At 34.7% G+C, this 24,324-nt stretch carries 23 protein-coding genes and 1 other annotated feature; of the genes, 16 read left to right on the top strand and 7 right to left on the bottom strand.

The window, feature by feature from the left end; all coding sequences use genetic code 11:
- Window positions 1-8: 8 nt before the first annotated feature.
- Window positions 9-695: a 2,3-diphosphoglycerate-dependent phosphoglycerate mutase gene (gene gpmA, locus V6S17_RS09870; protein ID WP_029091600.1), complete on the top strand. Its 687-nt coding sequence runs from the start codon at window positions 9-11 to the stop codon at window positions 693-695.
- A 105-nt stretch (window positions 696-800) separates the two neighbouring features.
- Here the strand turns inward: gpmA and V6S17_RS09865 are convergent, their stop codons facing one another.
- Window positions 801-983, bottom strand: a complete 183-nt coding sequence (locus V6S17_RS09865) for a DUF2929 family protein (protein ID WP_029091601.1) — start codon at window positions 981-983, stop codon at window positions 801-803.
- Between the two features lie 206 nt (window positions 984-1,189).
- Between V6S17_RS09865 and V6S17_RS09860 the strand changes: the two genes are divergently transcribed.
- The 6 genes from V6S17_RS09860 to V6S17_RS09835 all read left to right on the top strand — a co-directional run bounded on the left by V6S17_RS09860 (window position 1,190) and on the right by V6S17_RS09835 (window position 6,658).
- The gene (locus V6S17_RS09860; RefSeq protein ID WP_029091602.1) at window positions 1,190-2,128 is read left to right on the top strand and encodes a beta-ketoacyl-ACP synthase III; all 939 of its coding nucleotides are present in this window, start codon (window positions 1,190-1,192) and stop codon (window positions 2,126-2,128) included.
- Window positions 2,129-2,279: 151 nt separating this feature from the next.
- The gene (gene fabF / locus V6S17_RS09855) at window positions 2,280-3,518 is read left to right on the top strand and encodes a beta-ketoacyl-ACP synthase II (protein ID WP_029091603.1); all 1,239 of its coding nucleotides are present in this window, start codon (window positions 2,280-2,282) and stop codon (window positions 3,516-3,518) included.
- A 144-nt stretch (window positions 3,519-3,662) separates the two neighbouring features.
- Window positions 3,663-4,247 (top strand): MptD family putative ECF transporter S component, encoded by a 585-nt coding sequence (locus tag V6S17_RS09850; protein WP_029091604.1) that lies wholly within the window; start codon window positions 3,663-3,665, stop codon window positions 4,245-4,247.
- 12 nt (window positions 4,248-4,259) lie between these two features.
- Window positions 4,260-4,928: an energy-coupling factor transporter transmembrane component T family protein gene (locus tag V6S17_RS09845; protein WP_029091605.1), complete on the top strand. Its 669-nt coding sequence runs from the start codon at window positions 4,260-4,262 to the stop codon at window positions 4,926-4,928.
- The gene (locus V6S17_RS09840; protein ID WP_029091606.1) at window positions 4,929-6,380 is read left to right on the top strand and encodes an ABC transporter ATP-binding protein; all 1,452 of its coding nucleotides are present in this window, start codon (window positions 4,929-4,931) and stop codon (window positions 6,378-6,380) included.
- Window positions 6,381-6,442: 62 nt separating this feature from the next.
- Window positions 6,443-6,658, top strand: a complete 216-nt coding sequence (locus tag V6S17_RS09835) for a hypothetical protein (RefSeq protein WP_029091607.1) — start codon at window positions 6,443-6,445, stop codon at window positions 6,656-6,658.
- A 76-nt stretch (window positions 6,659-6,734) separates the two neighbouring features.
- Here the strand turns inward: V6S17_RS09835 and V6S17_RS09830 are convergent, their stop codons facing one another.
- Entirely contained in the window at window positions 6,735-6,959 is a 225-nt protein-coding gene (locus tag V6S17_RS09830) for a hypothetical protein (protein ID WP_029091608.1), read from the bottom strand.
- 213 nt (window positions 6,960-7,172) lie between these two features.
- Between V6S17_RS09830 and V6S17_RS09825 the strand changes: the two genes are divergently transcribed.
- A complete protein-coding gene (locus V6S17_RS09825) occupies window positions 7,173-7,640 on the top strand; it encodes a glutathione peroxidase (RefSeq protein ID WP_029091609.1) in 468 nt (155 codons plus the stop codon).
- Between the two features lie 62 nt (window positions 7,641-7,702).
- Here the strand turns inward: V6S17_RS09825 and trpS are convergent, their stop codons facing one another.
- Window positions 7,703-8,692, bottom strand: coding sequence for a tryptophan--tRNA ligase (trpS, locus tag V6S17_RS09820; RefSeq protein ID WP_232011805.1), 990 nt, complete (start codon window positions 8,690-8,692; stop codon window positions 7,703-7,705).
- Window positions 8,693-8,749: 57 nt separating this feature from the next.
- Window positions 8,750-8,982 (bottom strand) — a binding site (T-box leader).
- Window positions 8,983-9,191: 209 nt separating this feature from the next.
- On the opposite strand from trpS, the gene spxA reads away from it, so the two are divergent.
- From spxA to V6S17_RS09780, 7 genes are all read left to right on the top strand, one after another.
- Window positions 9,192-9,599 carry a transcriptional regulator SpxA gene (spxA, locus tag V6S17_RS09815; RefSeq protein ID WP_029091611.1) on the top strand — a complete coding sequence of 136 codons (408 nt, stop codon included), beginning with the start codon at window positions 9,192-9,194 and terminating at the stop codon, window positions 9,597-9,599.
- Between the two features lie 258 nt (window positions 9,600-9,857).
- The gene (gene mecA / locus V6S17_RS09810; protein ID WP_029091612.1) at window positions 9,858-10,538 is read left to right on the top strand and encodes an adaptor protein MecA; all 681 of its coding nucleotides are present in this window, start codon (window positions 9,858-9,860) and stop codon (window positions 10,536-10,538) included.
- 120 nt (window positions 10,539-10,658) lie between these two features.
- Window positions 10,659-11,771, top strand: coding sequence for a competence protein CoiA (locus tag V6S17_RS09805; protein ID WP_029091613.1), 1,113 nt, complete (start codon window positions 10,659-10,661; stop codon window positions 11,769-11,771).
- A 76-nt stretch (window positions 11,772-11,847) separates the two neighbouring features.
- A complete protein-coding gene (gene pepF / locus V6S17_RS09800; protein ID WP_029091614.1) occupies window positions 11,848-13,656 on the top strand; it encodes an oligoendopeptidase F in 1,809 nt (602 codons plus the stop codon).
- A gap of 253 nt (window positions 13,657-13,909) precedes the next feature.
- Window positions 13,910-16,072, top strand: a complete 2,163-nt coding sequence (locus V6S17_RS12700) for an amino acid ABC transporter substrate-binding protein/permease (protein WP_029091615.1) — start codon at window positions 13,910-13,912, stop codon at window positions 16,070-16,072.
- Complete coding sequence (locus V6S17_RS09785; RefSeq protein WP_029091616.1) at window positions 16,053-16,781, top strand: amino acid ABC transporter ATP-binding protein; 729 nt, start codon at window positions 16,053-16,055, stop codon at window positions 16,779-16,781. Before V6S17_RS12700 ends, V6S17_RS09785 begins: the two co-directional genes overlap by 20 nt.
- A 208-nt stretch (window positions 16,782-16,989) precedes the next feature.
- Window positions 16,990-19,008 carry a penicillin-binding transpeptidase domain-containing protein gene (locus tag V6S17_RS09780; protein ID WP_029091617.1) on the top strand — a complete coding sequence of 673 codons (2,019 nt, stop codon included), beginning with the start codon at window positions 16,990-16,992 and terminating at the stop codon, window positions 19,006-19,008.
- 112 nt (window positions 19,009-19,120) lie between these two features.
- Here the strand turns inward: V6S17_RS09780 and V6S17_RS09775 are convergent, their stop codons facing one another.
- On the bottom strand, window positions 19,121-20,917 hold the full coding sequence (locus tag V6S17_RS09775; protein ID WP_244877107.1) for an acyltransferase family protein: 1,797 nt from the start codon (window positions 20,915-20,917) through the stop codon (window positions 19,121-19,123).
- A 286-nt stretch (window positions 20,918-21,203) separates the two neighbouring features.
- Here V6S17_RS09775 and V6S17_RS09770 point away from each other — a divergent pair, with 286 nt between their 5' ends.
- Window positions 21,204-22,115 carry a hypothetical protein gene (locus V6S17_RS09770; RefSeq protein ID WP_029091619.1) on the top strand — a complete coding sequence of 304 codons (912 nt, stop codon included), beginning with the start codon at window positions 21,204-21,206 and terminating at the stop codon, window positions 22,113-22,115.
- A 42-nt stretch (window positions 22,116-22,157) separates the two neighbouring features.
- On the opposite strand, the gene V6S17_RS09765 is transcribed toward V6S17_RS09770, so the two are convergent.
- From V6S17_RS09765 to V6S17_RS09755, 3 genes are all read right to left on the bottom strand, one after another.
- Window positions 22,158-22,919 (bottom strand): DsbA family protein, encoded by a 762-nt coding sequence (locus V6S17_RS09765; protein ID WP_029091620.1) that lies wholly within the window; start codon window positions 22,917-22,919, stop codon window positions 22,158-22,160.
- A gap of 131 nt (window positions 22,920-23,050) precedes the next feature.
- Entirely contained in the window at window positions 23,051-23,632 is a 582-nt protein-coding gene (locus V6S17_RS09760) for a CYTH domain-containing protein (protein WP_051535977.1), read from the bottom strand.
- Between the two features lie 56 nt (window positions 23,633-23,688).
- A complete protein-coding gene (locus V6S17_RS09755; protein WP_029091622.1) occupies window positions 23,689-24,207 on the bottom strand; it encodes a GNAT family N-acetyltransferase in 519 nt (172 codons plus the stop codon).
- Window positions 24,208-24,324: the final 117 nt, after the last annotated feature.

The raw sequence follows: 24,324 nt of genomic DNA, 5'->3' as shown, positions 1-24,324 counted from the left end.
GAGATCATATGAAATTAGTGTTAATTCGTCATGGACAAAGTGAATGGAACAAAAAGAATCTTTTTACTGGCTGGGAAGATGTTGAACTTTCGGAACAAGGTATTGAGGAAGCGAAGCATGCAGGTCAGCTAATCAAAAACGAAAACATTTCATTTGATCACGCCTTTACATCGGTTTTAAAACGGGCAGTTCATACGTTGAATTTTGTATTGCAGGAAAGCGATCAAGATTGGTTGCCTGTAACAAAACATTGGCGTCTAAATGAACGTCATTACGGAGCTTTACAAGGATTAAACAAAGCTGAAACTGCTGCGAAGTATGGTGATGAAAAAGTGCACCAATGGCGTCGTAGTTATGATGTTTTGCCACCTTTGATGGAAGTGAGTGATGAACATCACCCAACGCATGATCGCCGCTACGCAAACGTTGATCAACGTGTGTTACCTGGTGGTGAAAACCTTAAAGTAACATTAGAACGTGTGCTACCTTATTGGTCTGATGCGATTTCACCAGCACTTTTACGTGGTGAGAACGTTGTTGTTGCAGCACATGGTAACAGTTTAAGAGCGTTAATAAAATATCTCGATAATATTTCTGATGCTGATATTATGGAAGTGGAAATTCCAACAGGAACACCACTTGTATACGAATTAGCAGATGATTTAACAGTCGTGAGTAAACATTATTTAAAATAAAGTGGTAATTAGACTAAGCTAAAAAGAAAGGTGCTGAATAAAAATATTCAGCACCTTTTTTTGTAAATAAAAACCCTATGCGTTGGGCATAGAGTTTCATACGTATTATTCAGAAAGCTCATCGTGACTTTTAAGGATAGCTGGTAAGAACCAGATCGCTAAGGTAACGAGAGTCCCTAGGATGACTGTTTGACCTATGTGGAAAGGCACATCAGACATCGAACTTACAACATAGTTAGACATTGCACTTAAAATGAAAACCCAAAGCGCAGAGATAAAATAACGCATCGTTGACACCTCCAAATTATAACCATTGCTGCTTTCATTTTAGCATATTTACAGAAGTTATGAACGTTAATCTATAAAATAATCGGTAAATGTGTCATTATAAATAAAGAGTGCGTGATAAATGAACAAACAAAGTTGCAAAAAACAAATAAATGTTTTAAAATTAGTACCAGGTCATAATAAGAATCGAAGGAGTGTTTTTGAAAATGAACGCAGGAATTTTAGGGGTCGGAAGTTATATTCCAGATAATATCGTTACAAATAAAGATTTAGAAAAAATTATCGATACAAATGATGAGTGGATTCGCACACGAACAGGAATTGAAGAACGACGTATTGCACCAGATGATATTGATACTGTTGATATGGCAATTGGAGCTGCAAAAGATGCTATCAAAGATGCAGGGTTACAGCCCGAAGATATTGATTTTATTATCACTGCTACTGTAACGCAGACACAACGCCATCCTTCTATTTCAAATTATGTGCAACATGCGATTGGTTCTAAAAAAATCCCTGGCATGGATCTTGAAGCAGCTTGTTCAGGTTTTATGTTTGGTGTTGTAACTGCTAAACATTTTATTGAAGCGGGTACGTATAAAAATGTGCTTGTTATTGGTGCTGATAAGCTTTCTAAAGCGACAAACTGGGAAGACCGCTCAACTGCTGTTCTTTTTGGCGATGGAGCAGGAGCAGCCGTTTTAGGAGCAGTAAGCGATGACAATGGTATTTTGAGCTTTGAGTTAGGTTCGGATGGAGCTGGCGCTGAATTCCTTTATGAAGATGAAAATCATAATATTAATATGAACGGAAGCGAAGTCTTTAAATTCGCAGTACGTCAAATGGGTTATTCAGCCTTGTCGGTTCTTGAAAAAGCAGGCATTGAAAAAGAAGAGCTCGATTTATTAATTCCTCATCAAGCTAATATTCGTATTATGAATGCTGCTCGTGAACGACTTAATTTACCAGAAGAAAAAATGATTAAAACTGTTCACAAATATGGTAATACATCATCAGCTTCAATACCTGTAGCTCTTTGTGATGCCGTTCGTTCAGGTAAAGTTAAAGACGGTGACAATATTGTACTTGTAGGCTTTGGTGGCGGTTTAACATGGGGTGCAGTGTTACTTCGTTGGGGTAAATAAAAGATAAAAGATACAAATGAATTCACAAATACTGAAATTAATATATAATAGAAGAGGATGGTCTTTTTATTTAACGACATTATTATACTTTTTCTAAAAGACTAAATTTACAAAGGTAGTTTATATTACTTTAAAAGGAGCGAAAGATACGATGACCAAACGTGTAGTTATCACGGGTGTTGGTTCAATAACACCATTAGGAAACACAGCTGAAGAGTCATGGGAAAATGCTTTAGCAGGTAAAAATGGGGTTGGAGAGCTTACTCGATTAGACACTACTGAATACGCAGTTAAAGTTGGTGCGGAAGTAAAAGATTTTGATATTGCAACGTACATTGATCGTAAAGCCGGCCGTCATATGGACCGTTTTACACAATTCGCAGTTGCATCTGCTTTTATGGCAGTTGAAGATGCTCAGTTAACAATTGATGAAACAAATGCTGAAGATATTGGTGTTTGGATTGGATCTGGTATCGGTGGTATGGAAACATACGAAAAAGAATTTGAGAAGTTAATTAAACGTGGTCCTAGTCGTGTGAGTCCTTTCTTCGTTCCAATGATGATTCCTGATATGGCAACAGGTCAAGTTTCAATTCAATTAGGAGCTAAGGGAGTTAACTCTGCAACTGTTACAGCATGTGCAACAGGAACAAATTCTATTGGTGATGCTTTTAGAGTAGTTCAACGTGGCGATGCAGTAGCGATGATTACTGGTGGAGCTGAAGCACCGATTACTAAAATGTCGATGGCAGGTTTCACATCAAGCAAAGCGTTATCGCTTAATCCTGATGTTGACACAGCTTCACGTCCATTTGATAAAAACCGTGATGGTTTCGTTATCGGAGAAGGCGCTGGTATTTTAGTTATTGAAGAGTTGGAACATGCGCAAGCGCGTGGTGCTAAAATTTATGCAGAGCTTGTTGGTTATGGTTCTACTGGAGATGCTTATCATATGACTGCACCTGCTCCAAATGGCGAAGGTGCTGCTCGTGCGATGAAAAAAGCTTTAGCAGATGCTACGCTTGAACCAGAGGCAATTGATTATATCAATGCTCATGGAACAAGCACACCTTACAACGATGAGTACGAAACAGCAGCAATCAAATCAGTTTTTGGTGAAGCTGCTTACTCAACGCCTATTTCTTCAACTAAATCGATGACAGGGCATACGCTCGGTGCATCTGGTGGAATTGAAGCGGTATTCGCTGTTCAAACAATTCGTGACAATGCAATTGCTCCTACAATTCACTTAAATGAAGCGGATGAAGTATGTGATTTAGATTATGTACCTAACGTGAAGCGTGAAGTAGAAGTAAATACTGTTTTATCTAACTCATTTGGGTTCGGTGGACATAACGCGTGTTTGATTTTCAAACAGTTTAACGACTAAGTACTTCGTTTGAATAAGTTACTACTAAAGAAAGTACATTCCTAGTGAATGTACTTTTTATATAGCTAAAACATTGACATTGAGAATGACTATCAATTAAAATAGAATGAGTATGTCATCAGAAAGAAAAGAGGAATGAACTTCATGGAAAAATTAACCATTCGCGATTTGGTAACAATTGGTATTTTCACAGGTATAATTTATATTTTAATGGGTGTTGTAGGTTTTGGACTTACAATTGTGACACCTATTCGTGTTTATATAGAAACTGCAACAATGTCGCTTTTAACAATGTTACCTTATTTGGTAATGTGCCGCCGAATTGCTAAACCAGGTGTAATTTTGATTTTTAACGTAGTTTTAGGTATTTTATTAATGTTTATGGGAATGTGGTATACAGTGCCATTTATCTTAGTAGCTGCTTTAATTAGTGAGTGGTTGCTTAAAGTAAATAACGGTTATAAGAGTAATAAACTGATTGTCTTTTCACATATTCTACATTATGTCGTTGTCAATATTTCAATGATTATTCCATTCACATTCTTTAGAGAAAAATATATTTCAGCATTACGCTCAAGTAAGCCATATGCTAACGAAATGATTGATTTGTATTTAAGCGTTCAAGGTCAACTATTTGTGGGTGCCATCACAGTCGTATTTTCATTAGTTGCTGCATATATTAGTATAAAAATGGTCAACAAACACTTCACATCTGTTAGTCGACACTAAGGAGCCAAGAACATGTCAGTTAGATTTCACCCATTAAGCACCATTATTGTTTTAATAATGGCAATGATTATGGCTTTTGTTGCGAATAGTTTAATCCCAATAATGTGGTTCAGCGCCTTTTTAGCCTTGTATTTAGTTGTACAAGGTTTTTATAAGACTACATTTTACATGATTCTCACATTTGTTATTTTTTATGCCCTTTATGCGGTTGGCGAAAGCATGGACTTACCCCAAAGTATTTCAATGTTTTTAATCTTTCCGTATTTCGGTCTACGCTTAATGCCAATCTACATGGCAGCTGTTCCTTTATTGAGAAAAATCTCGCCTTCTGAAATGCTCCAGTTTTTTGAGAAAATGCATTTTTCACGTCGAATTAGTTTGCCGGTGGTCGTTTGTATGCGTTATACGCCTACGCTGTTAAATGAATATAAAACAATTCGCCAATACGTCAAACAACGTTTAATGGGAAGACCGTTCTGGGAAAAATGGGAATATTTGATGATTCCGTTTTTATTTCGTAGCATTAAAATTAGTGAGGAATTATCTGTATCGGCAACATTACGTGGGATTGAGTTGAACAATACGCGTACAAATGCTGAGCAGTTACATTTTAAGTGGTTTGATAAAACGGTAAGCATACTGGCAGTTATTCTTGGAATCGCTTTGGAAGTAGGGTTATAAATGATAGAGCTAAAAGATGTCACATATAAATATCAGGGCCGTGAAGAACCAAGTATTAAAGGGCTTAACTTGAAAATACCACAAGGTCAGGTCGTTGTGATCACTGGTAAAAGTGGTTCAGGTAAAACAACGTTGACACGATTAATGAATAGTCTCGTACCTCATTATTATGAGGGGCAGCTCCAAGGAAAAGTGACTGTGAATGGTATTGACACAGCAACTCAACCGTTATGGAAACTTCCTTTTACTGTAGGTTCTGTCTTACAAGACCCTCGCAGCCAATTCTTCGGTTTACATGTGAAGGATGAGGTTGTATTTGGTGCGGAAAATCATGCAGTGCCTCAAGCGGATATCCAAACGAGGTTGTCAGAAGTGAGTGAAGCTTTAAAAATTAACCACTTATTGAACCATTCATTGTATCAACTTTCAAGTGGAGAAAAACAGCGCGTGGCACTTTCATCCGTACAGATGATGAGCCCAAATGTTTACTTGTTTGATGAACCCTCATCGAATCTTGATGCTGAAATGGCTGTTTTTTTAACAAGTTTTATTGAAAAATTAAAAAAACAAGGGGCAACGCTGATTATCAGTGAGCACCGACTGCATTATTTAATGGGTGTAATGGATCGTTTAGTTGTATTAAAGCAAGGAGAAATTGTAGCAGATATTCCGCAAATTGAAGTAGAAGAGTATCTTGAAAATGAAGGAAAGAATCAAGGTTTACGTCAATTAGCACCAAAAGTAGCAGCTTACGAAGCAATAGATACCACAAAGTTAGCACCACTTGTTTCAGTTGAGAAGCTGGTCTATCAACCTAAAGATAGTACCTTTAAATTGAACATAGCTGAACTCAATGGTTTCCCGGGTGAAGTTATTGCAATTGTTGGAGGAAATGGTGCTGGAAAAACAACCTTAGCTCGGGCATTAGCGGGCTTTATAAAACCAAAATTAGGTGTTGTTAAAATGAATGGCATTAAAATGAATCAGCGTAAACGGATGCAACACAGTTGGTTTGTTGCTCAAGATGCTGATTATCAACTTTTTTCTGAGAGCGTAGCCAAAGAGTTGATTTTGGGAAATGAAAAACAACCCAATATTACTGAAAAAGCAGCGTTGCTTTTAGATAAAATGGGACTGACACATTTAAAAATGGCGCATCCGATGCAATTATCAGGTGGAGAAAAACAGCGTCTATCTATATCTGTTGGTTTGATTCGTGAGCGAGATTGTTTGATATTAGATGAACCAACGAGTGGATTAGATGGGTATCATATGGAGCAAATGGCTGATTACCTTCGAACACCTTTGTTTAAAGAAAAGTGTATTTTCATTGTGACTCATGATGAAGCTTTTATTGCTTCTTGCTGCACCAGGGTTGTTCGCTTGAAGGATGGGAAAATCATTGAGGATAAACCAACTGTAATTGGTGAGAGCATTAAAGAGATGATGTAGTTTTTTTCTATAATGTGGGTATATTATAATATAATCATACCCATTGAATAGGAGGAAGTTTTATGGATAAAACAATGAATCAATTACTTATATCTTTGCTGTTTGTTTGTATTGGTAGTGTGCTTGGAATTATTATTTTTTTAATTGGCTCAGGTGAATTGAACATCGTAATGCTACTGACTCTTATTTTTATTACCAGCGTTAGTTTTGTGATTTTTCGTTATATCCTTACAACCTATATTAAAGATGGTGAGAACAAGAAAAAACCACTGTTGTGAAATGAAATTTAATTAAAATAAGAAAAATAAAAGACCTCCTAAAATTAGGAGGTCTTTTTTATCGATAGTTAGCTAGCTAGCTATTAACACCGAATGAAGACAATAAGAACATTAAGAGTAAAAGAATCACGATGATAGTAACAGCAATTGCTATCTTCAGAAAGAATAAAAAAGTTGGGTTTTTGTGTTGCTTATCGATGTTAATACATACTTTTCTAATATATATAATGATTAATGTGATTAAAACTAAAGAAATTGTTATACCAATTATACGACCGGCTAAGCTGAAAATAATGAACAAAGGACATCCCTCCTGATATACGCATAAAAAAACATATATCTTAATGATATCATAGTACATCAGTGTTACCAAGATGATAATGTTTTGATTACCATCAAACTTCATTAAAAATATATACATTTAACAAAAATTCAATGTATAAAATAGTCAGTCAAAATAGGCGGTGATTTGATGATGCTCTGTTATAATAACAGCAAGAAAGGGTGGGATAATATGTCAATTTATGATTTTGAAGTTACTGAAATGAGTGGGGAAAAAGTATCTTTGAGTAAGTATAAAGATCAAGTTATTTTAATTGTTAATACAGCAAGTAAATGTGGCTTTACTAAACAGTTAACTGGTTTAGAGGAGCTTTACAAAAAGTATGAGGATCAAGGGTTTGTTGTATTGGGCTTTCCTTGTAATCAATTTTTGGCACAAGACCCTAAAAGTAACGAAGCGATAAATGAATTCTGTCAAATCAACTATGGTGTGACATTTAAAATGCATGAAAAAATTAAAGTTAATGGTCGCAATGCGGACCCTTTATATCAATACTTAGTAGCTGAAACAGATGGGAAAAAAATTCCATGGAACTTCACTAAATTTTTAATTAATCGTGAGGGTGTCATTACGAATCGTTTTGAAGGTAAGGTAGAACCTGAATCATTCGAAAAAGATATCGTGACATTATTAGATTAATTAACTCTATAGAAAAACACCCTGATTTTTAAAAATCAGGGTGTTTTTTATTAGTGTGAAGATTAACGACGCCCCAAGCCCATTGCTTTTTCCATCGCTAGAAGTGTTTTTGAAGCTATTGCATTTGCTTTCTCAGCACCTTGATCTAAAATATCATCAAGTTCTGTTGAAACAAGTAATTCTTCAAGTCGTTCTTGAACAGGAGCTAATTCATCAACGACAATTTTAGCTAAATCAGTTTTGAAATCACCGTATCCTTTGCCATCATACATGGCTACGATCTCGGCAATTTCTTGTCCCGTAATAGCTGAATAAATGGTCAGTAAGTTTGAAACACCTGGTTTTTCTTCTTTATCATAAGATATGATACCCGAAGAATCGGTCATCGCGCTTTTAATTTTCTTAGTGATTTGAGCAGGCGTATCGGTTAAGAAGATAGTCGCTTTTTTATTGTCGTCTGATTTACTCATTTTACGAGTAGGTTCTTGTAATGACATGATGCGCGCCCCTTGTTTTGGAATAGAAATATCAGGGATAGTAAAAACTTTTTTGTATTGTTTATTAAAGCGCTCAGCTAAATCACGCGTTAATTCAATGTGTTGTTTCTGATCATCACCAACGGGTACGATATTTGTATGATAGAGTAAAATATCTGCAACCATTAAAGGTGGGTAAGTGAGTAGGGCCGCGTTAACACGCGCTTTGCCATCTGATTTATCTTTAAATTGAGTCATACGTTCGAGTTCACCAACACTCACAACACATTGTAGCATCCAAGCAGCTTGTGCATGCGCAGGAACCTCTGATTGAATGAACAGCGTTGATTTGTCTGGATCAATACCTACAGCAAGATAAAGTGCAGCTAAGCGACGTACACGTTCTTTAAGTTGTTTTGGATCTTGTTTCACCGTGATGGCATGTTGATCAACGACACAAAAAATACAGTCGTTGTCTTCTTGAAATTTTGTAAACTGTTTAAAAGCGCCTAAGTAGTTACCAAGCGTTGGCGAATCGCCACTGGGTTGTACACCTGAAAAAATAACTGTCATTATAATGACCTCCAATTTTTAATAAAAAAAGACAAAATAAAAAACACATCTATCTCCTTAAAAAGGGACGAAAATGTGTTGAATCCGCGGTACCACCCTAAGTGCCAATAAATTGGCCACTCGTGCCTTCCTAAAAAGGCATCGTTTAACGTGGATTAGACGCTTTATACTACTTAAGGTTCATATAAAGTGCTCGGAAGTCCATTCAACATAATTATTTGCCTATTTTCCAGCAACCACAGGCTCTCTTGTAAGTAATTTTTATGTTTACTAATCTTCGTCATAACATCGGTTCATTTAATATATATTAATGATATAACGATACAATTATTCTGTCAACCATTTTGAAATGACGTAAAATGATAATAAAAGTGAAACTTTTTTTCTAATTCTCATTAAATTCTTAGTTAAGAGGGCTTTTTTTTCATCTGTTCTTTTTTTAGAAGCGATATACTATGGTTATAGAAGTTAATAATGATTTTAAAAAAGGAGTGGATGGAAAATGGTTACATTATACACATCCCCAAGCTGTACTTCATGTCGAAAAGCAAAACACTGGTTAGAAGATCATAACATTGAATATAAAGAACGTAATTATTTTAACGATAATATGTCATTGGATGAAATTAAACGAATTTTAAGTTTAACAGAAAATGGCACAGATGAGATTATCTCAACAAGATCAAAAACATTCCATAAGTTAGATCTTGATTTGGAAAGCTTATCGCTTAAAGAACTTTGTTTGTTAATTCAACAACACCCAGGTTTGTTACGTCGCCCGATTATCATTGACGAAAAACGTATCCAAGTGGGTTATAATGAAGACGAAATTCGTCGTTTCTTACCTCGTGGTGTGCGTACATTTAAATTACGCGAAGCACAACGTTTGGCTAATGCACTACAAGCATAGATTAACTGATAACAACAAGGCTGATTGCATGAAATTGCATCAGTTTTTTTGTTTCTTTTGAAGAAAAATTGTAAAAATGAACAACATGTAAAGGGTTAGTGCAATTAAAACTTAATTATGAAACAAATACTTTTCTTTATTTGAGAGAATAGGTTAGAATGGGATATATAATAAGAGATTAGAACTATTAGAAGATATTGAGTACATATACTTACATCTGATAGAGTGCTTCTCATAAGAGAAGGGAGAGTGTGGAAAATGGAAATAGAAAGAATAAATGAAAATACAATTAAGTTTTATATTTCATATGGTGATTTAGAAGAAAGAGGCTTCAATCATGAGGATATTTGGTATAACCGTGATAAAAGTGAAGAACTTTTCTGGAATATGATGGAAGAGTTAAACTATGAAGATCAGTTTAATCCAGATGGTCCATTATGGATACAAGTACAAGCAATGAAAAAAGGATTAGAGGTTGTTGTCACTAAAGCAAATCTCGCTAAAGATGGAATCAATCTTGAGTTTACAGCAGAAAATGACAGCGATAATAAATCACCTAAAGAAATTGAAGATGATGTTGAAAAACAAATCGAAGCAATATTAGAGGAACAAGTGGATGCAATGAATACTAAAAAAGCAGATACAGATAATCTCAATTTTGTATTAGAGATTAAAGAGCTAGAAGATGTCATTGCTCTTTCTCACCAAGATAAAATTTCAGGATTACACTCTAATATCTATTACTATAAAGAACGTTATTACTTGGAGGTTGAATTTGATTCTCGAGAAAATGCCATTGATGCGATTGATGACATGTTAAGTGTTCTTCTTGAATACGGAGACGAATCAGAAAAATCACCACATGTTATGCGTGAATATGGGAAAGTTATTGCATTAGAAAATGCTTTAGAAACAATCAAATTAAATTTTGAACGTTAAATCATATATTAAGAGTTTCATTCGACCTTTTTCGGTCAGGATGAAGCTCTTTTTTTTATATAAATTTAAAAGGTAGTTTAGACAATTAAGACGAATGGTTAAATACTAAGGAGGGATTGTATGCAACGAGCAATTAATCAAAAAGACGAACTCATACAAATCAATGAAGCTAACGTGCAACATCCTTATTATTGTCCATCATGCGGTGCTATATGTATCATTAAACAGGGTGATAAAAAACGTCATCATTTTGCACATAAACAAAATACCAGCTGCCAGTCAGGCGAAGGAGCAACACATCGCCTAGTAAAAAAAGAGCTTTATGATTGGATTAGTAAAACAGATCGCGCAAGCAGTGAATTTTATTTCCCTGAATTAAAGCAACGAGCAGATATATATGTACCAAAAATGAATCACATTATTGAGTATCAAGAGTCGCATCTACAAACTAAGGTTTTAAAAGAGCGGATGGTAGGCTATCGGTCATTAGGCAAAACAGTGACTTGGTTAACGAGTGTGCCAAAATACAAAGGTGGAACGCTTTACTTGAGTCAGCTGCAAATTTTTTTTATAAATTATCACCCTAAATGTGGTTTTTATTTGTTAAGTTATTGCTCTATCACAAAAAGAGTACACTTATATTATGATTTAAGAGGGGTATCCACTAAACGCTTTTTTGCTAAAGTAGCTAAAATTGGATTAGCCGATTTAACCTATTCAGAGCTTTCAAGATGGATAATTACGCATAGAGATTTGATAGTGAACAGCACCAATGAAATGACAGAACATAAAAGGCAAACAGCTATTTTTAAGTTTAAATCAAAAGAACAGCGTATGTTTCAACGCGAATTGTATAGTGCATCTGAACATTTATTATATTTTCCTTATTACGTGGGTGTCGTTTTACCGCAACAGTGGTTGCTTGATACCGATGCCTTTATTTGGCAATACCGCTTAATAAAATATATCCAAACAACGGGATTTAAAACGATAGAAGAAATTTCCAAGTGGTGGGATACAATAATTGCGAAGAAATATTTTGTTTATATCCATCAGCAATATTCGCATCATTTGTGGCATAGTTATCTTAAGCTGCTTGTAAAACTCGGTTATGCGTTAATCGAAAACAATGGATATATAATAGAAGGTATTGTTTTTAATGCTATCGAAAAGAAACGCGAATGGCCACGTTTGAAACAGGCGATGAATCAGCTTCAAATCCAACTAAATTAATGTAAGTGCTTACGGTTGCACAAAGGTGCGGCTTGTTGGATAATAGAATCATACTAAAAAAAAGGACTGATTAACAATGGCTGGAAAAGCAATTACACGCTCTGAAGTGCCTGTAAAAGACACTTGGGACTTAACAAGTATTTTTGAAACAGATAAAGCATGGGAAACAGAATTTAAAGCTGTCCAAGTATTAGCAGAAGAAGCAACTAAATTCCAAAAAACATTAGGTGATAGTGCAGACCAGCTTCTTGCAGCTTTAAAATATAGTGATGAGCTTGTTGTTCGTTTATCACAAGTTTATGTTTATGCAAGTATGAAACATGATCAAGATACTAGCAATACAGAGTATCAAGCGTTAAATAGTCGTGCAGAATCATTGGCTGCCAAAGCCTCAGCTGCACTATCTTTCTTTGAACCGGAATTATTAGATATTGACGAAGCGGTACTTGCCGCCTTTATTTCTGAATCTGACGAATTAGGTGTATACGCGCATGAGTTAGAACAAATCAATAAGAAACGTCCTCATACATTGTCTGCTCCTGAGGAAGCGTTATTAGCTAAAGCGAGCGAAGTATTAGGCTCATCACAAAATACTTTTGGTATTCTAAATAATGCAGATTTACGTTTTCCAACAATCAAAGATGAAAATGGTGAAGATGTAGAGATTACACACGGTCTATACGGTCCATTATTGGAAAATAGCGATCGTCGTGTGCGTCGTGACGCTTTCCAAAATGTGTATAAAACGTATAAGTCATTGCTTAATACATTTGCCTCAACGTTGACTGGTCAAATTAAGCAAGATAACTTCAATGCATCTGTTCGTAAGTTTAGTACTGCCAGAGAGTCGGCTGTTTTCAGCAATAATATTCCTGAGTCAGTTCATAAAACATTGCTTGAAACGGTAGGGAATAATGTTGATTTATTACATCGTTATGTGAGTTTACGCAAGCAGGTATTAGGTCTTGACGAATTGCATGTTTACGATCTTTACACACCGCTTGTAGCGGATGTAGATGAGCTTTCATTTACGTATGAAGAAGCTAAACAAGTAACAATTAATGCCTTAGCACCTTTGGGTGAAGAATATGTTTCTATCCTTAAAGAAGGTTTTGATAAGCGTTGGGTAGATGTGGTTGAAAATAAAGGGAAACGTAGTGGCGCATACTCTGGCGGTTCATACGGTACCAATCCATTTATTCTATTAAACTGGCATGATACATTAGATAATTTGTATACATTAGTTCATGAGTTTGGGCACAGTGTGCATAGTTATCTCACTCGAAAAAATCAACCGGCAGTTTATGGCGATTATACAATCTTTTTAGCAGAGATTGCTTCAACTACCAATGAAAATTTATTGACAGATTATCTTCTGAAAAAATATGATGATAAAAAAATCCAAGCCTATATTATTAACCATTTCCTTGATGGTTTTAAAGGTACTGTTTTCCGTCAAACACAATTTGCAGAATTTGAGCACCTTATTCATGTTGCTGATCAAGAAGGTAACGCTTTAACAGCTGAATATCTAACTGATCTCTACTATGGTATTAATAAGAAATATTATGGTGATGCACTGGTACACGATGAAGAAATTGGTAACGAATGGGCGCGTATTCCTCATTTCTACTACAATTATTACGTGTATCAATATGCAACTGGTTTTTCTGCAGCTTCAGCTTTGGCACAACATATTTTGGACGAAGGAGCTCCAGCAGTAGAACGTTACATGACGTTCTTAAAAGCAGGTAACTCGGATTATCCAATCGATGTGTTGAAAGCTGCTGGCGTTGACATGACTACTGCAAAACCAATTGAGGATGCTTTGAAAGTTTTCGAAGCACGTCTAGCTGAATTCGAAGCAATTATTATAGAAAAATAAAAGTGCGATTTAAAACGTAACACCTTCATTTTTTGAAGGTGTTTTTTTGTATTTGATGTTAGAATATCTAACATTTTATCAGAGACGACTAATAAATCCATAATAGGAAAGACCTTATAAAACAAGGGAAAAGCAGAAAAAAAGAAGCTGAGAGCATGTTACAACAGCATTTATCATTTTAAAGAATATATTCAATCGATAAATCTTATGTTAATATCAAGTATGGGTTATTTGATTTGAAAGGGAGGATAAAATGAAAAAGTTAACAAAAATAACAATGCTATCATTGCTGCTATTATTAATTACAGCTCTTGTAATGGGTTGTTCAAATGATAAAAATACGAAACAAGAGACATATACAATTGCAACAGACGTAACATTCGCTCCATTCGAATATAAAGATAAAGGTGAATATGTTGGAATTGATATGGATCTTTTAAGAGCAATTGCAAAAGATCAAGATTTTAAAGTGGAAATTAAGCCGCTCGGTTTTAATGCAGCTGTTCAAGCTTTAGAATCTAAACAAGTAGATGGCGTTATTGCTGGAATGAGCATTACACCTGAGAGAGAAGCTAAGTTTAGTTTCTCAAAACCATATTTTGATTCAGGCGTAGTAATGGCGGTCGCTGATAAGGATGATTCAGTTAAAGATTATTCTGATTTAAAAGGCAAACGTGTCGCTATAAAAACAGGTACTGAAGGCGCAAGCTTTGCAGAATCGATTAAGTCTAAGTACGGTTTTAAAACAGTTACTTTTGATGATTCAGCAAATATGTATGATGATGTGAAGACAGGAAATTCTGTTGCTGCATTTGATGATTATCCAGTACTTGCCTATGGTGTCAAAGAAGGTAATGGGTTAAAGATTGTTACACCTAAAGAAAAAGGTAATTCATATGGTTTTGCTGTTAATCAGTCAGGCAATGAAGAACTGTTAAAACGTTTTAACAAAGGTTTAGCAAACTTAAAAGAGTCTGGTGAGTACGATAAAATCATTAGTAAATATCTTGGTGAATCCAATGAAAAATCAAAACAAGTAAAATTAGATCGTGATAAAAAATATGCAATTGCAACAGATACAACATTTGCACCGTTTGAGTTTGTTGATAAAAATGGTGATTTTGTAGGTATTGATATGGATATTGTTAAGGCCATTGCAAAAGATCAAAACTTTAAGTATGAAATAAAATCAGTTGGGTTTAATTCAGCTGTACAAGCGTTAGAGTCGAATCAAGTGGATGCTGTTATTGCAGGTATGAGCATCACGCCTGAACGCCAAGCGAAATTTGATTTCTCGGATCCTTATTTTGATTCAGGTGTCGTGATGGCTGTCGCTAAAGACGATGATAAAGTAAAAAGTTATGACGATTTAAAAGACAAAAAAGTTGCAGTTAAGACGGGAACAGAAGGAGCAACTTTCGCGAATTCTGTTAAAGAAAAATATGGTTTTACAACCGTTGCTTTTGATGACTCGGATAGCATGTACAACGATGTAAAAGCGGGGAATTCAGTCGCTGTCTTTGATGACTACCCAGTGTTAGCTTATGGCGTTAAAAACGGTAATGGTTTGAAGTTAGTGACTGATAAAGAAAAAGGTAATTCATATGGTTTTGCTGTAGGTAAAGAGCGTAATGGCGAATTGCTCAATGCGTTTAATACAGGACTTAAGAACATTAAAGCAAGTGGCGAGTATCAGAAAATTCAAGATCTTTATTTGAAAACTGATACACCACAAACTGCTGCTAAAGATAAAACTTTTTTTGGTTTAATCAAAGCAAATTATCCTGATCTATTAAAAGGATTAGGAATGACAATTTTATTAACAGCGATTTCGTTGGCAATTGCCTCAGTTGTTGGTGTGATGTTTGGATTTATGCGAGTATCAACCAATCCGATTGTACGCTGGATTAGTATTATATATATCGATATTTTCCGTGGGACACCACTAATTGTGCAAGCATTCTTTATCTACTTTGGTGTACCAACTGCCTTTGATTTCCGCCTTTCTGCCTTTGCAGCAGGTATTATCACCCTGAGTCTTAATGCAGGTGCCTATATGGCTGAAATTGTTAGAGGTGGTATCCAATCAGTTGATTCTGGTCAAATGGAAGCAGCACGTAGTTTAGGATTACCATATAAAACAGCAATGCGACGCGTTGTTATTCCACAAGCAATTCGTGTAATGATACCATCGTTTGTGAATCAATTTGTAATGACCTTAAAAGATACATCAATTCTATCGATTATCGGTATTTACGAACTGACTCAAAGCGGTAAAATTATTATTGCTCGTGATTTGGAATCATTGAAAATTTGGTTGATTGTCGGTATCATGTACTTTATTGTAATCATGTGCTTAACTAAAGTGTCCGACTTCCTTGAAAGGAGAATGACAAATGGCAAAGTTAAACGTTAAACAACTAAAAAAATCGTATGGACAACTTGAGGTATTAAAAGGTGTTGATGTAGAAATTCAAGAAGGCGAAGTGGTTTGTGTTATCGGTCCTTCTGGTTCTGGAAAAAGTACCTTTTTACGCTGTTTAAATAAACTTGAAGAGATTACAGCCGGTAATGTTATCATCGACGGAAAAGATTTAACTGATACGAAAGTCAATCTTAATAAAGTTCGTGAAAGTATTGGAATGGTTTTTCAACATTTTAATCTGTTCCCTAACTTAACAGTTTTGGATAATATTACATTGGCTCCGATAGAGTTAAAGAAAATGACAAAAAGTGAAGCAAAAGAAAACGGGTTGAAATTACTTGAGCGTGTTGGCTTATCAGATAAAGCCAATGTTTACCCACAAACATTATCAGGGGGACAAAAGCAACGTGTTGCAATTGCCCGTGCTTTAGCTATGAATCCTGATATCATGTTATTTGATGAACCAACTTCAGCGTTAGATCCTGAAATGGTTGGTGAAGTTCTACAAGTAATGAAAGATTTAGCCAAAGAAGGTATGACAATGGTTGTTGTTACTCATGAGATGGGTTTTGCTCGTGAAGTAGGTGATCGTGTTATCTTTATGGATGGTGGTTATATTGTTGAGGAAGGCGATCCTGAAGTAGTCTTCACTAAGCCTGAGCATCCACGTACAATTGATTTCCTCAATAAAGTTTTATAAAAAAATAATTCAGTCTGAGACAGAACTATTCTAGCTCAGGTTATAGAATAAGAAACTGAGTGAATGAGGGTGTGCGTATATAGGGTACGTATCCTAAATGATCGATAGGTCATTGTTTTTCTTTAGTAAAAGACAGCCAGAACTATTCTGGCTGTCTTTTTACTGTTACAATCGGCTATAATAGAGTGTGAAAGGGTGTGGCAATAATTTGAAAAATAAACGATTGGCCATCAGTGGAGCGATATTAGTAATTGTAGTTATAATAGCAGTTATCGTTTTTACTGTATTAGCGAAAAATAATGGTAGTGCTGAAAAAAAAGTTGTTAATAATTTTACTGAAGCTTTACAAAAACAAAAATATGACGCGATAGCGCCCTTAGTTGTATCTGATAAAGCTAACGATGAAAAAAATTCAGAAGATATTGTTAAGAGATACAAAAATGTATTTGATAGTTTGGAAGTTACTGAAACAAAAATAACTAATGTAGATGTGAAAAAGGATGAAGATGATAAAAAATATCACTTTAGTTATAAGGCAAAATACAAAACGTTTTTAGGCTGGACTGAGGAATTTAAATATAAAGGTTCTTTTGTAGAAGATAATGAGGAGGTTAAAATTGCTTGGCAACCAATCCTCATTATACCGTTTATGTCTCCAGGTGATAAAATAGCTGTTGATAATACTGCAGCAAAACGTGGTGAAATTGTTGATGTGAATGGTGAAAAATTAGCTTTTAATAAGCAACAAAAACAAGCAGGTTTATATCCAGATCAATTGAAATTAGGAAAAGGTCAAAAAGAAAATCTTAAAAGTATTGCTGCTTTATTTGATGTTGATGAAAAAATACTTACAGCTCAATTAAAACAAGAATGGGTACAAGGTGATAGTTTTGTTCCGATTAAAATAGTACCACTGAGTTTTAAAGTTCCTGATGCTATAAACGGTGTTACGATGAAAGAAGTACGTGCGCGTTATTATCCTTATTCAGAAGCTGCATCGCATTTAATTGGTTATGTTGGTGAAGTATCTGCAGAGGATATCAAAAAAGAACCCACATTTAAACCAGGTGATTTAATTGGTAAATCAGGCTTAGAGTATACGTTTAACAAGCGCTTAAAAGGTGAAAATGGTGGAAGTATTACTGTTGTGAATGATGTTACTGATAAAGCTGATAATGTTCAGATGAAGAAGGCTGTTAATGGTGAAAATATTCATTTAACAATTAATGCAGACATTCAAGCCAAAGCTTATGAAGAATTAAAAGATACTGTTGGTTCATACACAGCGATGGATCCTAAAACAGGGGGTTTAACAGCCTTAGTGAGTGTACCTGCTTATGACCCTAATAAGATGACTGCGGGTATTACTGACAAAGATTACGCAAAATACGAATCAGATAAAAATTTACCATTCTTAGCAAGATATACCGCACGTTATGCACCAGGCTCTACATTTAAAACGATTACTGCAGGGATTGGTTTAGATGCAAAAAAAATAGATCCACTTAAGAAAAGAGCCATTACGGGTTTGAAATGGCAAAAAGATAAATCGTGGGGTGACTATTTTGTTACCCGTGTTTCCGATGTGCCCCAAGTGGACATGACAGATGCATTGGTTTATTCAGATAATATTTATTTTGCTCAAGAAGCATTAGCAATGGGACAAGATACAATGGAAAATGGTTTGAAAAAACTCCCATTTGGAACTGATTTTAAACTCCCATTAGATATGGCTGATGCCCAATTATCAAATAAAGGTATCAATAGTGATATATTGTTAGCAGACACCTCTTACGGGCAAGGAGAGTTACTTATTACACCGATTCAACAGTTAGTGATGTATTCAACATTTGCTCGTGACGGTAAGCTAGTTTACCCCCACTTAGAAGTAACTAAAAATGCGCCTAAAGAAACAGAAATATTCACTAAAGAAACGGCTGAAAAAGTGAAAAATGCCCTTTATGAAACGGTTAACCGTCCGGAAGGAACTGCACACGGATTACAGACTGCTGGGAAGCATATTGCTGCCAAGACAGGTACAGCCGAAATTAAAGAGAAACAGGATACCAAAGGTGATGAGAATAGTTTTGTATTAGCAATGGATACAACAGATGCCTCATACATATCAATCACAATGGTTGAAAAATCAAATGTGAATTTAAAAGGTAAAAAAATTGTTGATGTGACTAAACCAATACTTGGTTTTTATTATGATAATTTGAAGTAAAGAAAAAACATGCCAACATTGTTGGCATGTTTTTTATATTAGATAAAATAAAAAGTTTGTTAATGTAATAAGTTGTCTAAAAGACTGAATCTAGACTTGAAAAACGATATGTCTAGGTTGTTTCTGAGGGTGTTAAGTATCCGCTTAATAGCTTAATATAAGCATTTACTCCAGCAGTGTTAAGATGAACGCCATCTTCTGAGAAGTATTCAGGATGATTCACTGCAGTGGCATGCCAATCTACTAATGTAATATTTTTATTTTCAGTTGCAGCTTTTTTTAATGTATCGTTTACTACTTGTTCCCATGCTCTTGGTACACGTGTATTTACAAGATAGATATGAGCTTTAGAAAAGAGAGTCAGAAAAGCCTGTAAATCTTCCTCTTTAAAATTACCGTTTGTTCCCAAAGCAAGAATGACTGCTGAGTCTGGTGTATTGTATTCAAGATAACTATTAGCAACAATTGGAACATCTTTCATTTGTCGACCAATCGCACCATCAATAGCTGAAGGTTGAAAGTTTTCTTCCATTTTTTTACTCACGTCAATCATTAATGAATCACCAATTGCTAAATAACGTTTATAATGAATTTTATTAGCATTAGGTTTCTTTTCTTCACCAACAAAATTTTTATGTGCAGGAGTCACAGCTTTTTTAGGTTTGATTTTAACTTGTTCAATGTGCTCAGGTTGTTTTTGCTCAAAAAGTGCATTTACATTACCTAATGCCAGTGAAAAAACCATAATTACAGCAACAAATATAATTTTTTTTGTTTTTTTAATGGGTGATTTTTGTTTGAAATTTTTGAATGATAACCATTGGAAAACTTCTTTAAAACCATTTTTACGTATTGGATTTTCAATTAAACGATAAGAAAATTCGGCAATAATTAGAGTTGCACCAACTTGTAAAACAGTGCGTAGCAAGGAAGTTGTACCTATCGCTGTAATAGGTGTCGTTAAAATGATAATTGGGTAATGCCAGAGGTAGATACCATATGACCGTGATCCGATATAGCGCAGTGGTTTAATTCCTAAAATTTTACTCCATATACTTGAAGGATGTGCAGTAACGGCAATCAGAATCAAAGATATGAGCGTAATTAATAAAAAACCACCGTAGTATAAAAAGGCGCTGAATTCAGACAGTACCATACTCCAAACAACCAAGAGTGAGAAGGCAACTGCTCCAATTATATTTAAAGTACGTGTTTCATGTTGCGGAACGTCAGGACGCATTTTTGCCATCGGCCATACAATTGCTAATACAGCACCGAATAAAAGTGCAAAATAACGCGTATCAGTACCATAATAAACGCGACTTGGATCGCTCCCAGGAACATAAAGGACTGCCATTAAAATAACAGAAACCATAGCAAGTGATAGAATCATATAAACTAACTGTTTTTTTGATTTGCATAATTTTAAAAGTACAATAAAAACGAGTGGCCAAAGTAAATAAAATTGTTCCTCAATAGCTAATGACCAAAGATTTTTTAAGGGTGAACCCGCACCAAAACTATCAAAATAACTCACATTATGAAAAATAAACCACCAATTACTTGAATAAAAAAGTGATGCGATGGCATCCCCACGAAGAGTTGGAAGTAGCTCTTGCTTAAAAATAAAAGAAAAAGCAACGACAACGATAATCATAAAATAAGCAGCAGGAATTAAACGTTTAAATCGTCCATATAAAAAGCGTTTGTAATCGATTGTTTGTTTTTTCTGCCATTGAGCTAACAACGAACTGGTAATTAAATAGCCTGACAAAACAAAAAATACATCAACACCAATAAAGCCACCTTTGGCCCATTGATAATTTAAATGATAAGCAAAAACACTAAATATAGCAAAAGCTCTAATGCCATCAAGGCCAGGTAAATAGGTTTGTTTCAGTTTGTTCACGATAAGGTCCTCATTTCTACTATGCAATTGCGCAAACGTTATGTTACAGTTTCATTACGATTGTATTACAAAATCGTTTTTTTAGCAATAGATAGTTGATAGATTCTAAAAAAAGTTTTTGTTAGCAGCGATTAGTGATAAGCTATTAAAAAGCGTATAAAAATAATTAGCAAACTGCAATGAATTAATAGGTTCAGTTGTATGGACTAATATACTTTATTAGAGGATATTAATCGGCATCGCTTTTTAAATTTTTCTGTTTTTTTTATAAGAGAGGGTGATTTGTATGTTATTAGTTGCTATTATAGATATTGGTTCGAATTCAATTCGTTTAACAATTTACGATGGTCACGACCCGCAAAAACTCACAATTATACATAAGGCAACACATTTTACACGTTTGAGTTCAGGTATGAACAAAACAGGTCGTTTGGCCCCTGATAAAATGGCTGAGGCTCTCGCTATTCTAGCTGAATTCAAACAAATTATGAAAGAACATAATGTGACACGGTATAAAGCAATCGCAACCGCGGCTGTTAGAGCTGCAAGTAATCAAGCATACTTTATTAAAAATGTTGCTGAAAGTACAGGTATCGACATTACGGTTATTTCTGGACTGGACGAAGCTTATTATGATTATTTAGGTGTGATTTCAGGATTGCCGAATTTAAAAGATGCGGTCATGGTTGATACGGGTGGTGGCAGCTGTGAAATCGTTTATATAAAAGATGGCAAATTACATGATAGTACAAGTCTTCAAATTGGTGCAGTCACTTTATCAGATAAGTTTAAAGCAACTGATTATCATTGGACAACAAATATGAAAGAACAACTTGCCTTATATGTACACGATGAAATTGCTAAAGTTACATTTCTTAATGGTTTAAAAGGCATTCCTTGCGTCGCTGTCGGCGGTTCAAACAGAAGTCTTATGAGAGTTTCACAAGGTAATGAAAATAGCGTACAAGGCTGTGAAATGACTAAAAGAGAAGTTATTTCACTCATCGATACTATTACGGCACAAACAATTGAAGAAAGAAAAAAAATTATTGCTTTGGGGGAAAAGCGTGCAGAAAATATTGTTGCTGGACTAGCCCCGATAAAAGAAATTATACAACTAATTGATAGCCCAAAGCTAATATTTAGCGAGAAGGGCCTTAAAGAAGGTGTTTTATTAAGTATCTTAACTGAACAATAAAAAAAGAAGATTTTATGCAGTTAAATCGCATAGAATCTTCTTTTAATTTTTTTTCCAGAGAACACCTTGTTGTGTTAAGGTCTGTTTCACTTTGCTTTGAAGAGACAGTTTTTTTAATTCACAGGTTACTTTTTTCTCCGTCAAATTTAGAATGTTTGCTATATCTGTGCATGTAGAGAATCTTAAAAATTCCATACATTCTTCAATTGTTAGATCTTCTTTTAATTTTGGTTCGCTCTTGAGTAACTCGCAAAAGATATGTTGATAAATATCTAGTGCATGTAATCCATCAATTTTCAAACCTTCTTCATCATGATAACGGTTAAAGAATACCAGACAAGGAGATTGTCGAACATCCATTTCTGTCGCAATTGATTGATCACACAAAAAGGCTTTTTCAGTAATACTAGAAGTTAAATCCAATTGGAATTCTGAAACGTCTAATCCTGACTCATTTGCAATGTCACTTAGGATATTTTTGTCATAAATATTTTTTTGACCAATATAATAAGAATCAAATAATCTTTGAATGAATTCAGTACCTAATCGGTGGCCTTGTAATTCAGCAGCTTTAATAGCATAAAAGATGGTGTTATCATTTTCTTTTTGTTCACAACTGATACAAGAACCAACATTTAACACATAGCGCAATTTGAAATAATTGCCATATGTTAATTTTAACTTCCGTACGAGTTGCTCGAGGTCCCAACTTTTTTCATTTAAAGGATTAAAAAACAAATATAATTCTAGAGGTTTTTCATTTCGCTTTGCCGGAAATATATTGTGTTGGAGGTTGTTCAACATAACTTAATCACCTTGCCCTAATATTTAATGTACCTTCATTTTAGCAACGAAACGTCCACAGGACAATTATTTAGCTTTGAAAATTAAAATTCTCTGTGAAACAAATGGCAATGTAAGCGTATTTTCTATTGCTAGGACTGATTTTTCACAGTATTGTAAAATCGTACAACTTTATTCAGTGTTGGACGTTTTTGAATGTCTAATTGCGTTAAAAGTTGTTGAAATTCGAGTTCACCCTGAATAGCATCGGTTACTTCAAACTCAATTTCATAATCTTCCTTATTTAAATAATGACTATGATCAAGAACAAGTAAGCCAGAGGCATAGGGGAATTCTACACGATTAGTATGTAGTTCACCAAAAGCAACAATCTCCTGAGGTTGAATATTTAAGCTTTTTAAAGTTGCTGTTACTTCTTTATTTGGCAGAGAAGCACCAGCCAATATGTCCTTGGTTTCAGATGGTGCTAAACTATCTGTTGTTTCCAATAAACCAACGGGTAAGGGCGTTTTTAAAGTTAGTTCGTGATTTCCAGAAGCAAATGTTCTAATGCGTAGCCCACATTTTTTTTCCTTTAGTTTAAAATCAGGTGTATCAAGATAGATGTTTGTTTGTGTTATTTGTTTTTTAGGGACGGATTTAAAGTGTTGTAGAAGTTTAGCGTACTCGTCTTTTGATAATAGATTTTTGAATTCAATTTCTTGTTCTTTCATAATTAAAACCACCTTTATAGTTAATAAAATAATCTTAGAGAAAACGAGTCAGCAATTTATTGGTTTAATTCTTTCTTCATAATAAAGTCAAATTGTTCATCTTCACCCATGAAGAAGGAATGTTCCCCCACTTTTCTGAACCCCATTGTATTATAAAAAGTAATGGCAGGCGCATTGAGCTCCAAAACACCCAACCATATTGATTTTTTATTTAAGGATGAGGCAATACTTATCGATTTTTCTAATAATTTATTGCCTAGTCCTTTTCTCTTATATAGTGTATCAATATATATCCGTTCAATTTCTAAACCTTCTGTATCAATATTTTCAGTTTGAGCATCTGCGATATTTAATTTTAAATATCCAGCAATAGTTTCTTCACAATAGATAAAATAAAATTGCGAATTAGGGTTCTCTAATTCGTTCGAGAGTTTACTTAGCGAATATGCTGTTGATAAGTAGTTCTGCATATCTTCAGGCGAGTTGTCCTTTTCAAATGTATCAGAGAAAGTTTTAATGCTAATACGTTGTAATGATTCAACATCACTTAATGTCACTTTTTTTATAAAGCCCATGACACTCCTCCTAAAATTGATTTATGAAATAATATTAACTGTTGTAAACTAATTATAACCGCTTTGTCCGTTTAAATAGTTATTATAATTTAAAAATGTTATATTTTACCTTGAAAT

It is taken from the genome of Brochothrix thermosphacta DSM 20171 = FSL F6-1036, from assembly GCF_036884295.1.
In the GTDB taxonomy this organism is placed as follows: Bacteria; Bacillota; Bacilli; order Lactobacillales; family Listeriaceae; genus Brochothrix; species Brochothrix thermosphacta.
This window is presented reverse-complemented; position numbering and strand designations above follow the sequence as displayed.